Origin of the sequence: Janthinobacterium sp. SUN026 (assembly GCF_030397625.1) — a bacterium.
Taxonomy (GTDB): domain Bacteria; phylum Pseudomonadota; class Gammaproteobacteria; order Burkholderiales; family Burkholderiaceae_D; genus Janthinobacterium; species Janthinobacterium kumbetense.
In genome coordinates this window covers 285888-300809 of record NZ_JAPQNU010000002.1, presented here as the reverse complement: position 1 = coordinate 300809, position 14922 = coordinate 285888, and the positions used below count along the sequence as shown (strand labels likewise).

General features: G+C 66.3%; 10 protein-coding genes. 4 read left to right on the top strand and 6 right to left on the bottom strand.

Features of this window, described 5'->3' with window-relative positions:
- Positions 1–4: 4 nt before the first annotated feature.
- The 3 genes from OX459_RS11125 to OX459_RS11115 are packed head-to-tail and all read right to left on the bottom strand — an operon-like array spanning position 5 to position 3898.
- The gene (locus tag OX459_RS11125) at positions 5–1534 is read right to left on the bottom strand and encodes a TIGR03016 family PEP-CTERM system-associated outer membrane protein (protein ID WP_289905050.1); all 1530 of its coding nucleotides are present in this window, start codon (positions 1532–1534) and stop codon (positions 5–7) included.
- A complete protein-coding gene (locus tag OX459_RS11120; RefSeq protein ID WP_289905049.1) occupies positions 1518–2351 on the bottom strand; it encodes an XrtA-associated tyrosine autokinase in 834 nt (277 codons plus the stop codon). Before OX459_RS11120 ends, OX459_RS11125 begins: the two co-directional genes overlap by 17 nt.
- A gap of 17 nt (positions 2352–2368) precedes the next feature.
- A complete protein-coding gene (locus OX459_RS11115) occupies positions 2369–3898 on the bottom strand; it encodes an XrtA system polysaccharide chain length determinant (RefSeq protein ID WP_289905048.1) in 1530 nt (509 codons plus the stop codon).
- Positions 3899–4141: 243 nt separating this feature from the next.
- Between OX459_RS11115 and OX459_RS11110 the strand changes: the two genes are divergently transcribed.
- A complete protein-coding gene (locus OX459_RS11110) occupies positions 4142–4765 on the top strand; it encodes an XrtA/PEP-CTERM system exopolysaccharide export protein (RefSeq protein WP_099668060.1) in 624 nt (207 codons plus the stop codon).
- Between the two features lie 200 nt (positions 4766–4965).
- Positions 4966–5712, top strand: coding sequence for a long-chain N-acyl amino acid synthase (locus OX459_RS11105; protein ID WP_099668059.1), 747 nt, complete (start codon positions 4966–4968; stop codon positions 5710–5712).
- 4 nt (positions 5713–5716) lie between these two features.
- Here the strand turns inward: OX459_RS11105 and OX459_RS11100 are convergent, their stop codons facing one another.
- From OX459_RS11100 to prsT, 3 genes are read right to left on the bottom strand one after another with little or no spacing between them, the layout of a single operon-like run.
- Entirely contained in the window at positions 5717–6481 is a 765-nt protein-coding gene (locus tag OX459_RS11100; RefSeq protein ID WP_289905047.1) for a serine protease, read from the bottom strand.
- Positions 6478–8958, bottom strand: coding sequence for a hypothetical protein (locus tag OX459_RS11095; RefSeq protein ID WP_289905046.1), 2481 nt, complete (start codon positions 8956–8958; stop codon positions 6478–6480). The genes OX459_RS11100 and OX459_RS11095 overlap by 4 nt, the downstream gene beginning before the upstream one ends.
- Positions 8959–8961: 3 nt before the next feature.
- Entirely contained in the window at positions 8962–11745 is a 2784-nt protein-coding gene (gene prsT / locus OX459_RS11090; protein ID WP_289905045.1) for an XrtA/PEP-CTERM system TPR-repeat protein PrsT, read from the bottom strand.
- A 213-nt stretch (positions 11746–11958) separates the two neighbouring features.
- Here prsT and OX459_RS11085 point away from each other — a divergent pair, with 213 nt between their 5' ends.
- A complete protein-coding gene (locus OX459_RS11085; RefSeq protein ID WP_289905044.1) occupies positions 11959–13281 on the top strand; it encodes a nucleotide sugar dehydrogenase in 1323 nt (440 codons plus the stop codon).
- Positions 13281–14612, top strand: a complete 1332-nt coding sequence (locus OX459_RS11080) for an SDR family oxidoreductase (RefSeq protein ID WP_289905043.1) — start codon at positions 13281–13283, stop codon at positions 14610–14612. Before OX459_RS11085 ends, OX459_RS11080 begins: the two co-directional genes overlap by 1 nt.
- Positions 14613–14922 lie beyond the last annotated feature (310 nt).

Sequence of the window (14922 nt, the reverse complement as noted above, 5' to 3'; positions counted from 1 at the left end):
CTCCTTAGAATTGCATGGTGAGCGTGGCGCTGACGCCGTTTTCGCGGTAGTCTCCGCCGCGGTTGCTGGCGTGCCGCGTATGCCGCACGTCGATGCTGGCCGTCATGTCCGGCTGCAGGATGCGCGTGTAGCCGGCCGTCAAGGTGATGTTGTTGTCGCGCCGGGGCGCGCTCAGCGAACGCACGCCGGCGTAGCCGGCATTGACATTGACGGTGGTGCGCGAATTGGCTTGCCAGCCCCAGCCCAGGTTGCCGCCGACCTGGCGCGTGCGGTCTTCGCTGCCGAACTCCACGCCGGGCAGCAAGCCGCTGTCGATGCCGCTGGCCGTTTGCGCCGTGCGGTCGACGGCCGTGACGCCGACGATCATCGTGCTTTTCGCCGTGGCGCGCGCCATCGTCAGCTTCAGCTGCTTTTGCAGGAAATAGCGGTGGCTGAAGTAATTGATGGCGCCCCGTTCCGGCCCCAGGCTGTTGGCGTAACGCAGGAAGGCATCGATGCGCAAGCGCCGGTCGCGCGCATTGGGAAAGATGCCGCGCCACAATTGATCGAGCAGCCGGCCCGCATCGCGGTCGCCCAGGCGCGAAAACTGCGTCGGCATGGTGGTGATGTTTTCGCCGTAGCTCAGTTGCCAGTTGGTATGGCGCTGCAGGAAGGTGGCGTCCAGGCTGTAGGTGGTGCCAAAGAAGCGCTTGCCCGTGCTGAAGGCCACGCTGGTGCGCGGCGACGGCGTCCACACGCCGCCCAGCGACCAGAAGCGGCCCGCCGGCGCCTTGCCGCTGGTCGACAGATAGCCTTCCTTTTCCATGCCGCCGGTGACCGTGGCCGCCCACTTGCTGTTGATGGGATAGCGCAAGCCCGCGCTGCTGCGCTGCATGCGCACGGGCGCCAGCTTGCTGTCCTGCGTGCGGCGCACGTCGTGGCTGGCGTTCCAGGTCCAGCCGTTGCCGCGCGGCTCGCCATTGAGCAGCAACTCCAGTTCATCGCTGTGCACGGAGAGCAGGTCGCCGCCGCTGTCGACCGTGTTGCGCGTGTAGCGCAGCTCGGCCGAGGCCAGGCCGCGGAAACGGTGGCGCAGGTAGGGGCTGATGCCCGTCGTGCGCACGGTGCTGGCATTGTCCGTGTCGGGCAGGCCGTCGATCAGTTGCGGGCCGAATGGCGAGATGTTGCGCCGGCTCACGCTGGCGTCCGCATCGATGAAGAACCAGTCCTGCACCAGCTCGGCGTCGGCCGAGGCGTGCAGTTCGTGGGTATCCGTATCGGCGCGCTGCCCCGACAGGTATTTGCGCCAGCTGTAATCGAGGTGCACGCGCAGGCGCGGGCCCGTGCCGATGAGGGCAATGGCGGGCGCGATTTCCGTGATGAAGTCCGATTGCGCCTGGCCGGACGGCGCGCGCAAGGCATTGTCCGTATAGCTTTCGCGCAGGCGCAGCGACGGTTTCACCAGCCAGTCGACGGCGCCGGCCGGCAGGGGCAGCAGCAGGGACAGGAACGGCAGCAGCGGCAGCGGAACCCGGCCGCTAGTCGTAATAGCCATAGCCGTAGTAGTCGTTGCCGGGGAACGATTTGGTCTTGTTGTAGATCAAATGAATGTGTTCGCACGACTCGATCTGCCGCAGCGCTTCCTTGACGGCGTGCTGCGTCGTCGTTTCCGCCTCGACCACCATCACCACTTGTCCCATTTGCCCGACCAGCGCGTGCGCCTCGCTGGTGATCAAGAGGGGCGGCGAATCGAAGATGACGACGCGGTCGCTGTAGCGGCTGGCAATTTCCGCCAGCAGGCGGCTCATGGCGCGGCTGGCCAGCAATTCCGTCGCATGCTTGTTGCTGCGCCCGGCGGGCAGGATGCTCAGGTTGGCCACGTTGGTTTTCAGGATCACGTCGCCCATGGCCAGTTGCGGGTCGAGCAGCACGTCCATCAAGCCCGGCTCCGGCGGCAGGCCCAGCACCTTCAGCACGGACGGGCGCGCCACGTCGGCATCGACCAGCAGCACCGTGATATCCATTTCCATGGCGATGCTCATGGCCAGGTTCACGGCGCAGTAGGTCTTGCCTTCGCCGGGCATGGCGCTGGTGACGACGATCAGGTTGCCGTGGCGGATGGCCTCGGCGCCGCTGGCGCGCGCCTGGCGCAGCAGCGGGCGCTTGATGATGCGGAAATCCTCGGCCACCGAGCTGCGTCCGCCTTCCTGCGTGAGCATGCCTTGCTCCGCCAGCCGGGCCAGGTTCAGGGGGCGGTACTGGGGCGACCGGGCCGCATCCGCGCCATCCGCACCCGCCGCGCCGTACGGCACGCCGGCCTCGGCCACGCCCAGGATGGTGGGTTCCTGCTTGCCGCTGTCCTTGCTGCTCATCGTCGCTCCCCCGGGATCTAGAATTTCAGCAGCGCGGCCGTCATGACCCCGCCGTACAGCACGAACAGGCTGCCCAGGCAGGCGCCAAAGCCGTAGCGGGCGCGACGGCGGCGCACTTGCTGCAGCGCCGTCCAGTTCATCGATACCGTGCCCAGCACGTTCAAGCCCGTGGCGTCGCGCAGTTCGGCGGGGCTGAGGAAGGTGGGACGCACCTGGCTGATGAGCAAGGCCGTGGCGACGCCGGCCACCAGGGCCGCGCCCAGCGCCGCGCTGAACAGCAGCGGGCGGTTCGGGCCGACGGGCGCATATTGCACCGTGGGCGGGTCGATGATCTTGAAGGCCATCATTTCCGTGGTGGAACTGAGTTCGCCCGACAGCTTGGCCGCTTCGCGCCGGCCGATCAGCTTTTCATAGTTTTCCTTGTTGATGATGTAATCGCGGTTCAGCTGCGCCAGCTGCGATTCCACCTCGGGCACGGCATTGCTCTGCGCCAGCAGGCGTTCATTGCGCGCGTTGTATTCCTGCACGCGGGCGCGGATGGCGGCCACCTTGGCGTCCGCATCCGTCAGCGCCACCTTCAGCTGCTGCAGCATGGGGCTGTAGTTCTTGCCGGGGTCGCCGGCCGCCGTCTTCAGCTTGCTTTCCTCGATCTTGCGTTCTTCCAGCTGGGCAATGAGGCGCTTCGAGGAGATGATGTCGGGGTGCAGTTCCGTAAATTGCATGCGCAGGCTGTCGAGGTTCTTGTTGAGCGTGGCGATGCGCTCGTCGAGTTCGGGATTCGCGATGGCCGATGCGTTCGGTTCCAGGTCGAGCACGGGCTCGTCGCCTTCGATCTGGCTCTGGATGGCCTTGCGGGCCTGCTCCGCCTCGACCAGTTCCAGCTTGGCATTGTTCAGGCTATCGGACGACATCAGCAGCTGGCTGCCATAGTCGATGCCCTGGCGCGGCAGCAGCAGGTTGTTGCGGATCTTGAATTCCTTCACGAGGTTTTCCGCCGCGCTCAGCTTGTCCTCGTAATTCTTGATCTGCTCGTCGATGAATTGCACCGCCTTTTGCGAATCGCCCTTTTTCCCCTGGAAACTGCCTTCGACAAAGATGGTGAGCAGGCTTTGCACCACGTCACGCACCAGCTTCGGGTCGCGCCCGCTGTAGCTGATCGTGTAGATGTCATACGCGTTGGTGCCCGTGATCTTGATGCGGCTCATCAGGTCGTCGAGCTGGGCCTCGTGTTCGCGCATGGTCTTCGAATCGAGGTCGAGGTCGACCATGCGCATGACGCGCTCCACGTTCGGACGGCTGAGCAGGGTGCGGCTCATGATGGCCACCTGCTGTTCCGTGTTCGGCACGCTGGTCATGCCGGCCATCAGCGGCTTGAGGATGGTTTGCGTATCGACAAACACGCGCGCCGACGTCTGGAAGTCGTCTGGCAGGGTGATCACCTTGATGAAGCCGACGACGGCCACCAGCCACGCCACCAGCACCGCATGCCAGCGGTACTTCCAGATGCCTTTCAGGCTGGAAAGCAATTGCTGTATCAATTCTTCCATGTCGCTTCCTTCAAGTGACGGTGCTGCACGGTCGATGGGCTGGCGACGGCGTCTTGCAACAAATGCTTGCCTGTTGAGTAAGCAAAGTATAGGGCGGCTGAGAGGCAAAATTTCCCAAGATGATTGCTTCTTGATACGCCTCAAGGTTGACTTGCCGGGTTTTAATAATCATAGGAAGTTCGCGGCCCAGGCTGGTTCTGCGGGGCCGGCCATGGACGCGCCATCGACTCGAAGAGGCTCCGCATGAATCCGTTTCGCCGTGCATTTGTCTGCAACACGCTGGGCCTGGGCTTGGCCGCCGGCTTGCTGGGCGCCTGCCGCACGTCCCATCCGCTGGCGCCCTCCGACGACAGCGCGCCCATGCACGACTACCTGATCGGACCGGGAGACTCTGTCAACATCATCGTCTGGCGCAATCCGGAAGTGTCGCTGACGGTGGCCGTGCGGCCGGACGGCAAGATCACCACGCCGCTGGTCGAGGATTTGCCCGCCAGCGGCAAGACCTCGACCCAGCTGGCGCGCGACATCGAGCAAGCGTTGGGCAAGTTCATCCAGCAGCCCGTGGTGACGGTCATCGTCACCAATTTCTCGGGCCCGTATGGCGAGCAGATCCGCGTCATCGGCGAAGCGGCCAAGCCGCAGGCGCTGCCGTACCGGCTGGGCATGTCGCTGATGGACGTGCTCATCGCCGTGGGCGGCATCACCGATTTTGCGGCCGGCAACAAGGCCAGCATCATCCGCATGCGGGAAGGCAACCAGCAGCAGCTAGGCGTGCGCCTCGACGACCTCTTGAAGCGTGGCGATATTTCCGCCAACGTCATGATGCGCCCGGGCGACGTGCTGCTGATACCGGAGAGCTTCTTTTAATAGCGGACTCGGCAATATCAAAACAGCACTTATATTTGTCATTTTGTACTTGCAGGCAAATTTCAGCATGAAATTTTGCTATTAAGTAGCATATTTCTTCTGTTTTTTTTGCCTGGCGCGGGAACTTCTCCAGTTTTTCTCTTGTCACAAGGCATTGGCTTCAGTCCGTCTCGACGGCGGCCGATGAACGTGAGGACAAGATGAGCTTTGAAGATGAACCCATTATTTCCTTCGACACGCCCGGTACTTTCAATGACCTGGTGGTGGGCGAGGGGCAGATCGATCCGGCCATGGAGCATGAGCTCGACCTGCAGCGCTTTCATATCCGCATGGCCAATTCGCGCGGCCGGCGCGAGGCGGCCAGTTTGCTGATCCGCAAGATGTACGGCTGGCGCGGCTATGCCGTCGACCCCGGCATCGCGCATGCCCTGAATAAAATCACGCTGTTTGCGGAAACGGCCGGCACCACCGTCGGCACCATGACCCTGTGCCTCGACAATGACGAGACCGGCTTGCCGGCCGATGAAAACTTCCGCGACAAGCTCGACATCCTGCGCGAGGAAGGCCGGCGCCTGTGCGAACCGTCGCGCCTGGCCATCGACAAGGGGGTGAGCAAGCGCGTGTTCGCGGCGCTGATTCATATTTCTTATATCTATGCCCACAATATTCACGGCTTTACGGATTACGTGATCGAAGTCAATCCGCGCCACGTGGTGTTTTACAAGCGCATGCTGGGATTCCAGGACTTCGGCGGCGAGCGCGAGTGCACGCGCGTGGGGGCGCCGGCCGTGCTGCTACGGCTGGACCTCGATTACATGGGGGCCCAGATCCGTAAATACGGTGGCCTGATGGAACAGCATGGGGGTGAACGGTCGTTTTACCCCTTTTTTTTTCCGACATGGGATGAGCCTGGCATTACGGACCGGCTGAGGCAGGGGCGCAACTGATCACTCATTTGTTTTTCAGCAAGAGCGTCTGCATGTAGCTGCCCGGAATCGCGTAGGTGATGCCGCTCGGGGCGCTGATGGCCGCTTCCTTGAGGCCCTTTACGTACACCATGTTGACGATGCCGTAGACGAGACCGGTCTCGGGATCGAACAGGGGGCTGCCGCTGCTGCCCGGATACGCCGTCGCGTCCAGCTGGAACACGGTGTACGGCGCCTTTTGCAGCTGCGCCAGGCGCCGGATGTCGAGGCGCTGCGCGTTTTCGCTGGGCATGACCACCGGCGTCAGCGATGACACGGTGGCGCGGTGCGTCACGTGGTGCAGCCCGAGCAAGGTGCCCAGCGGAAAGCCCGTAAACGCCATGGCCTGTCCTTCGCGTACCGTGGCCGCGTCGCCCAGCGCCAGGGCGGGCAGGGGCGCGCCCGCCAGGCGCAGCAAGGCCAGGTCGTGTTCCGTGTCCAGCGCCTGGACCCTGGCGGGGCGAAATTGCGCCGCTTCGCCCTGGCCCGTGAGGATGCCGATGACTTCGTTCGGATTGGCGTCGAGCAGTTTCTGGATCACGTGGGCGCAAGTCAGCACGCTCAAGCCGTCGCCCGTCACGAAACCCGTGCCGATGAAATTCATCGGCGGCGTGCGCGTCTTTTGCAGGCTGCCCACGCCGACGATGGACGGCTTGATGCGCGCGATGGTTTGCGCCAGCGGCGCATCGGCGCGGCACGGCGCGCTGGCCAGGGCCAGGCAGAATAGGAGGGCGGAAAACAGGGGTGTCATGGCGGCGCGCTTTCAAGGTGGGGAGGTGGCGGGGAGGGCGCGGGCTGCAGCAGCGCGCACAGCAGCATCAGATGGCACAGCAGGGCGAGGCGCGGCACGTCGAGCAGGCTGTCGAACAGGCCGACGACGAGAAAACCCAGCAGGGCGGCGGCGCAAGCCAGCGCGCCCGGCTCGCCCCGCGCGGCGCGGCGCAGCAGGCGCAGGCCGGCCACGGCCAGCAGGGCCAGCATGGACAGTGCGCCGCACCAGCCCGTTTCCACCAGCAGGTGCAGCGCCATGCTCTTGATATGCCACGGCAAGTGATGGTGGTCGCTGCTGAAAAACCAGTAATTGTTGGCCTGCGTAAAACGGCCGTTGGCGATCAGTTCCTCGCCGCCTGGCGCGCGCAAGCTCAGGTTGTCGACGTCGAGCAGGGACGAAGCGGCCGTGCCGCTGGCCGCCAGTTCCAGCTGCACGGGCGGGCGCAGCAGCCAGGCTCCCGTTCCCAGCCAGGCGCTGTCGAACGGCACGTCATAGTGTTGCCAGGCCGCCGGCGGATTGCCGGGCGGGGGCGGGCGCAGGCGCAGGGGGATTTCCACGCAATTTTGTGCATACAACAATTGCCGCTGGCACAGCCGCACCTGCAGCACGGGCATGGGGCCGCTTCTGCGCACGTCGAGCGCCAGGGTGTAGCGCGTGGCCGGCTGCACGCGCAGGCGTTGCAGCAGCCGCAGCAGTTCGCCATAGCCGGCGCTGTAGCCGGGACTGGCCAGGCGCACATAATAATTGCCGGGCGCGTCCCTGTCTTCTGCATACGCGATGCTGGCCGGCACCTCGCGCCCCGGATTGTGCCAATAATAGGTGGCGGGAAAGCTGCCGCTGCCCATGCCGAACAGGCGGTCGCCCCAGTCGGGCGGCTGCATGGCCAGCACTTGCCGCCAATGGCGCAAGCGGCCCTGCATGTCGAAGGCCGTGGTGGCGAAACGTTCGGTGGCGTAATAGCTGGCCGACACGGGGATGGCCAGCAACAGCAGGATGCCGGCCGCGCCCGCGATGCTCAGGCTGGCCCGGTTCAGCCGCCACAGCGGCGGGTGCAAGCGTCCGTTGCACAGCATCAGCATGGCCAGCAGCACGACCAGGCCGGCCGGCAACAGGGCCGGCGGACCGGCCCAGTGCCAGCCTATCCAGGCGAGATTGCATGCCAGCATGGTCCACGCCATCATCGCCAGGCCCAGCCTGGCTGGCCCCTTGCCGCCGGCGCCGCCCGGCCACAAGGTGCCCGTCAGCAGCATGGCGGCCAGCAGGAACAGGAAATACGGGCCTTTCAGCCAGCCGGCCGTTGGCTGCAAGGCCGGCTCCGGCCACCAGGCGGCCAGCAGACCTTGCAGGCACAGCGCGCACAGCAGGCTGGCCGGCGCCAGGCGCCACGGCAGGGGCCGCGCGGCCAGCACGAAGCTGGCGGCGAGCAGGACGGCGGCGGCCAGCAAGCCCCGGTAGCCGGCCAGGCTGAACATGTACAGCAGCAGGGCGGTGCCCAGGCCGGCCAGCAGCAGCTTGAGCAAGATGCCCCGCACGGGCGGCCGTCCGCGCGCTTGCCGCCCCGCGCCGGGCGGCGCCCGCAGGGCTTGCCACAAGGCCAGCAGCATGGCCGCCGCCAGGGCCGCGTACAAGCCCCGTGAAAAGGTGGTGAACGCCGCGTGCAGGGCCAGGGCCAGCAGCAGCAAGGCCAGCGCCGCCTGCCAGCGGCTGCGCGCGCGCGCCAGCCACAGGCCGGCAAAGGGCAAGCCCAGGGCCAGGTAACCGTCCAGCGCGGCGCCGCCCGTGTGCATGGCGGAAAACGGCGCCGTGATGCGGTAGTCGCTCGACAGGTTCAGCAGGCCGGGAAACACGGCCCGTTCCCACAGGGCGAACAGGGACACCATGGCCAGCCCGGCCAGCATGCCCGGCAGCGCGTAGCGGCGCAAGGCGTGCGGATGCGCGTCGCGCAGCAGCAGCGGCAGCAGCAGCATGCTCCAGGCCCAGGCCTTGCCCAACCGCAAACTGTTGTAGGGGCTCAGATAGTTGTCCCAGGCATTCAGGTCGAGCGGCGCCAGCGGCAGGACGCCGCGCAGCAGCGCCGCCAGCCAGGCCAGGCTGCACAGCAGCAAACATAGGCGGGCGGCGGGCGACAGCCGCGCCGCTGTCGGCTGGCTGGGTCCGCCCAGGCGCCAATAGCCGCAGGCCACCGTCAGCAACAGCAGCACGTCGATTTCTTCGAGGAAGAACCAGCCCGTCCACGGCGCCAGGTCCAGCACGGGCAGCAGGGCGGGCACGCAGAACAGCCAGCAGGCGGGACGCCAGCACAGCAGCAGGAAATACGCGGGCAGCAGGATGGCAAACAGCAGGCCGGGCCAGCCGTGGCCCAGCGGATAATGGCGCAGGGCCAGCACGCAGGCCGCGCCCGCCAGCAGGGCCAGCGGCCGCGCCGCCACGCCGGGCATGGCCGCTTGCACAGCCATGGCCTACAACTGGGTCAGCAAGGCCTGCGCCGCGGCCCGCTGCGGAAAGTCCTTGTTGGCGGCAAGCAATTGTTCCAGTTGCTTGCGCGCACCGCCCTTGTCGCCCGATTTCGCCAGGGCCGCGCCCAGGTGGTATTGCACTTCGGGCGATGCGGGCGCCAGGCCCGCCGCCTTGCGCAGCAGCGTCGTGGCGCGCTTGACGTCGCCTTGCTCCAGCGCGATCCAGCCCAGGGTGTCGAGCACGGCGGCATTCTCGGGCGCCAGCTTCAGCGCCTGCTCGGCCGTGGCCAGCGCGCGCGGATCCTTTTCCTGCTGATACGCCCAGGCCAGATCGTTCAAGGCCACCACGTTGCCCGCATCCTTGGCGACGACATACTGGAACTGTTCGATGGCGGCGCGGTATTGCTTGGCTGCCAGCCGGGTGCCTGCCAGGTAAGTGCGCGTCGGCAAGTCTTCCGGATGCTCTTTCAGCCACGCGGCCATGCGCGCATCGGCTTCGCGCTCCTGTCCCGACGCCTGCAAGGCGCGGTACAGCTGCACTTGCAAGGGGCCGATGGGACTGATGCCGAAGGCGTGCTGGTACAGCTTGACGGCTTGCTGCGGCAGCTTTTGTTCCATCAGCACGTCGCCCTCGAGCTTGTAGCCGGCCGCCAGCTTCGGCTGCTGTTCCTGCACTTGGCGCGCCACGGCCAGCGCCTCGCGCTGGCGGTTCAGGGTCAGCAGCATGGCCACTTCCACCACGCGCGCTTCCAGCAGGGCCGGGTCGAGCGCCTGCGCCCGCTTGACGGCTTGCAGCGCATTGTGATGGTCGCCCAGCGCCATGTGCAGGCTGGCGATGCGCATCTGCAAGGGCGCCGACGTGCTCTGTATGCTGGCCAGCTTGATGTAGCTGTCGAGCGCGGCCGGCGCCAGGCCGGCGCTGTATTCCACCTGGGCGCGCAGGGCCAGCGCATCGGCGTCGCCCGGATGGCCCGTCTGCAGGGTGCGCGCCAGTTCCAGCGCCTTGTCGGGCGCGCCCGTCTTCAGGTAAAAGTTACTCAGCAGCAGGGCCGGCGCGACGGCGTCGGGATTGTCGCGGTTGGCCCGTTCGAGCCAGCGCCGCGCCTCGTCCGTCTTGCCCTGCGACGCGGCCAGCTTGGCCAGCGCCGCGCACAGGTCGGCATTTTTCGGCGCCTTCGCCAGCGCCCGTTCGAAGCGCTGCCTGGCTTGCTCCGGCTTTTTCTCGACCAGGTCGATCTGCGCCAGGTTGTTCAGCGCGGGCAGGTAGACCGGGTCCATGCCCAGCGCTTGCTCGAAGCTGGCGCGCGCGGCCGGCAATTCGCGCAAGGCCAGGTAGACGCCGCCTTTCAGGTTCAGCAGCAAGGGATTCGTGCCTTTCTGCTGTTGCTCCATCATCTTGACGCTGGCCAGGGCCTTGTCGTTCTGCTTGTTGCGCAGCAAGGTCATCACCAGCATGGTGCCCGCCTGCGGCGTGCTCTTGTCGAGCATGCTGGCCCGTTCCAGTTCACTGATGGCGCGGCCGTTCTCGCCCTGGCCCAGGCGGCTGATGCCCAGCGCCGCGTGCAGTTTGGCCGTGTCCGGCGCCAGGATGCTGGCCTGTTCGAAATACGCTGTCGCCTTGTCGTACTGGCGCGCGCGCAAGTGGGCTTCGCCGGCCAGCGACAGCAATTCCACGTCTTCGGGAAAGGCGGCCAGCATCGGCTGCAGCAAGTCGATCGCCGCGTCGGTCTTGTTGCGCATCAATTCGATCGACGCCATCATCTTGACGGCATACAGGTGCCGCGGATACACGGCCAGGAAGCGCCGCAGGTAGCTTTCCGCCTGGGGCGGCGAGCCGAGCGCCAGTTGCACGGCGCCGGCCAGCAGGATGGACGGCATGTGGTCGGGCGCCGCCTTGAGCACCAGTTGCAAGCCTTGCAAGGCGGCCTTGTGCTTGCCTTCGCGGAAATCGAGCAGCGCCTGGGTTTGCAGCAAGCCCAGGCTGTTGGGCGCCGTCTTGCGCGCCGTGGCCAGCTGGGCCGCCGCTTCCAGGTAGCGGTTTTCCAGGATGTCCAGGTTGGCCAGGTCGATGTGCGCCTGGGTATTGTCCGGTTTTATCTTGAGGATCTGCATGTAGGCGAGCCGCGCCGCTCCATTCTTGCCTTGCAGACGCAGCAGGTCGCCCTGCAGGCGCAAGGCGTCGAGGTTGGCGGGCGCGCCTTTCAACGCTTGCGCCAGCAGCAGCTCGGCCGCCGGCACCTGCTGCTGCAGCGCGGCCAGGCGCGCCAGGCCCAGCAAGGCTTCGAGCTGGTCCGGATGGGCTTCCAGCAGGCGCGCATACACGGCGCGCGCCTCGTCCTGGCGGCCCAGAGCCAGCAAGGCGTCGCCGCGCAGGGCCAGCACGCTGGCGGGCTGCGCCGCATCGTCGGGGATCTCGGCCAGCACCCTGTCGAACTGGCCCAGCATCAGCCAGGCCTTGCCCAGCAATGGCATCACTTGCGGCGACGCCAGGCCCAGCGACTTTGCCTTGCGCAATTCTTTCTCGGCCGACAGCGCTTCGCCCGTGTCGATGTAGATGCTGCCCAGCAGCAAGCGCGCGGCCTTGTTGTCCGGCTCCTTTTGCAGCAAGTTCTTCAACTGGATGATGGCGGCGCGCGCCTCGCCTTTCTGGCGATACTGCTGCGCGTCGGCCAGCAGGGTCTCGCTGCTCTGCGTGCCGTGGCAAGCCGTCAGCAGTGGCAGCAGCAGGGTGCAGCACAGCGCGGCGGCCGGCAGGCCGGGGAAAGGGCGGGGCAGGGAACGGGCCATGGAAGTCTCCGGTAGCGGCGTGCATGAGTGATCGGCATGGCCTAGCTTAAAAAGATGGCCGCCGCTCTCCTTGATTGCGCTCAACAAGCCGCCGATTCTCCGCGCGCCCGCCGGCCGCCGCCCCGCGTTCCTTGTTCCTGCTCAAGAATGGCCGGACCGGCAACCGTAGAATTTCCCGGACGGCGATGCTCAGGCCGCAACCCTACGGAGCACATGCATATGGACAGCAAGGCGGATAGCAAGGTGGATGGCAAGGCGGGCGTGGTGGCGGTGGTGGGGCTCGGTTATGTGGGCTTGCAGCTGGCCGTGGCGTTCGGCATGCGCCAGCGCACGATAGGCTTCGACTTGTCGGCACGCAAGGTGGAAAGCTACCGGCGCCACATCGACCCGACGGGCGAAGTCAGCCATGAACAGTTGCTGGCGGCGCAAGGGCTGAGCGTCGGCTGCGATCCGGCCGAGCTGCAACTGGCCGATTTCATCGTCGTGGCCGTGCCCACGCCCGTCGACAGCGCGCACAATCCCGACTTCTCGGCCCTGGCCGGCGCCAGCGCGGCCGTCGGGCGGCACATGCGGCGCGGCGCCATCGTCATCTACGAGTCCACCGTGTATCCGGGCGCCACCGAGGAAATCTGCATCCCCCTCCTGGAACAGCACTCCGGCCTGCGCTGGAAGGAAGACTTCCACGTGGGCTTTTCGCCCGAGCGCATCAACCCCGGCGACCGCGACCATACCCTGCACAGCATCCGCAAGGTGGTCTCGGGCGACGACGCCGCCACCCTCGACAAGGTGGCCGCCCTGTACGAGGGCGTGGTCGAGGCGGGCGTGCACCGGGCGTCCAGCATCCGCGTGGCCGAGGCGGCCAAGGTGATCGAAAACACGCAGCGCGACCTGAATATCGCGCTGATGAACGAGCTGGCCATCATCTTCGACCGCATCGGCATCGACACCCTGGAAGTGCTGCAGGCGGCGGGCACGAAATGGAATTTCCTGCCGTTCCGTCCCGGCCTGGTGGGCGGCCACTGCATCGGCGTCGACCCCTATTATCTGACGCACAAGGCGGAAATGCTGGGCTACCACCCGCACGTGATCCTGGCCGGGCGCCGCATCAACGACGGCATGGCCAAGTTCGTGGCGGAAAAGACCATCAAGGAAATGGTGCGGGCAGGTTTCAAGCTGAAGGGAGCGCACGTGAACGTGCTGGGCCTGACCTTCAAGGAAAATTGTCCGGACTTGCGCAACTCGAAAGTGGTCGACATGATCCACGAACTGCAATCGTACGGGGTGCAGGTGCACGTGCACGACCCGGTGGCCGATGGCCGCGAAGCGCTGGAAGAATACGGCCTGACTCTGGAAAGCTGGGAGCAGCTGCCGCGGGCCGAGGCCATCATCAGCGCCGTCTCGCACCAGGCCCTGCTGGCCAGGCCGCTGGCGGACTTCCAGGCCAAGGTGCTGGAAAACGGTTGCTTCATCGACATCAAATCGCATTTCGACCCCCGTCCGCTGGAAGACGGCGGCTTGCACGTGTGGCGGCTGTGATGGCGGCCGGTGTCTTCGATCGGGCGGCGGGCGCGGCGCAAGGCGCCCCCGCTGGCGCTCCCACTGGCGGCCCGGCTGCCGGCGCGTACGCGGCGGCCTGCGAACGGCTGGCGCAGGCGCCGCGCCGCTGGCTGGTGACGGGCGTGGCCGGCTTCATCGGTTCGCACTTGCTGGAAACCCTGCTGAACCTGGGACAGGAAGTGCGCGGCCTCGACAATTTCATGACGGGCTACCGCCACAACCTGGAGCAGGTGCGCGCCAGCGTGGGCGAGCAGGCGTGGCAGCGCTTCACCTTCATCGAAGGCGATATCCGCGACCCGCAAGCGTGCGCGCGCGCGTGCGGAGCAGGCGCTGGCATGGCCGGTATTGCCGGCATGGCAGGCATGGCAGGCATGGCAGGCGCAGGCGGCGTCGCAGGTGCAGGTGCCGACATCGCCAGTATCGGCGCCCCTCATGCCGGACATGCCGGGCGCCATGCGGGTCATGCCGCCGGTGCAAGCGACGGCGGCGAACCTCCGGATGGCCGTGCAGATCCGGACGGTCCCGGCGCCGGCGCCGGCGTTGCCGTCGACTATGTGCTGCACGAGGCGGCGCTCGGTTCCGTCTCCCGTTCGCTGGAAGACCCGCTGCTTTGCCACGCCGTCAATGTCAGCGGCTTCCTGAACATGCTGGCCGCCGCGCGCGAGGCGGGCGTGCGGCGCTTCGTGTATGCCGCTTCCAGCGCCACGTACGGCGACCATCCGGACTTGCCGAAAGTGGAACAACACATCGGCGCGCCCCTGTCGCCATATGCCCTGAGCAAATATGTCAATGAACTGTATGCGCAAGTGTATGCGCGCTGCTACGCCATGCAGACGGTGGGGCTGCGCTACTTCAATGTCTTCGGTCCGCGCCAGGACCCGCTGGGCGCCTACGCGGCCGTCATTCCCCGCTGGATCGCCGCCATGCTGGACAACGAGGCCGTGCACATCCACGGCGACGGCGCCACCAGCCGCGACTTTTGCTTCGTGCACAATGCCGTGCAAGCGAATATTCTCGCCGCCACAGGCACGGACCCGGCGGCCGTCAACCAGGTCTACAACGTGGCCGTCAACGCCCGCACCAGCCTGACGCAGCTGCACGCCACCATGCAGCAGATGCTGCTTGCCGCCCGCCCGCAGCACGTGCCGCAGGCGCCGCAGTACGGCGAGTTTCGCGCCGGCGACGTGCGCCATTCGCAGGCGGACATCGCCAAGGCGGCCCGCTTGCTCGGCTATGCGCCCACGCACGACCTGGCGCAAGGCTTGCGGCACACCATCGCCTGGTATGTGGCGCAGGCGGACGGGGCTTGAAAAACACGCCGGCCAGGCCGGCACATGCCGGCCGCGCTTGCGGTGCGCGCGCAGGCGGCCGGCGGCGTGCGCGTCCGGCACTGGCCATTCGCATGTTTTCATTGCCAGATATGCATGCTGACATGCATATCAGATACATATACACATACCCATACCAGATATGCCTACCAGATGCACATGCCAGATACACATACCCGATACCCATGCCAGATGTACATGCCGGATGCACATATCAGATGCGCAGGCTCGCCATCCGTCCGGTAGCCTGCCGCCCGGCCGCAAGACCGCCAGACCGATTGGTGCCTGGTGC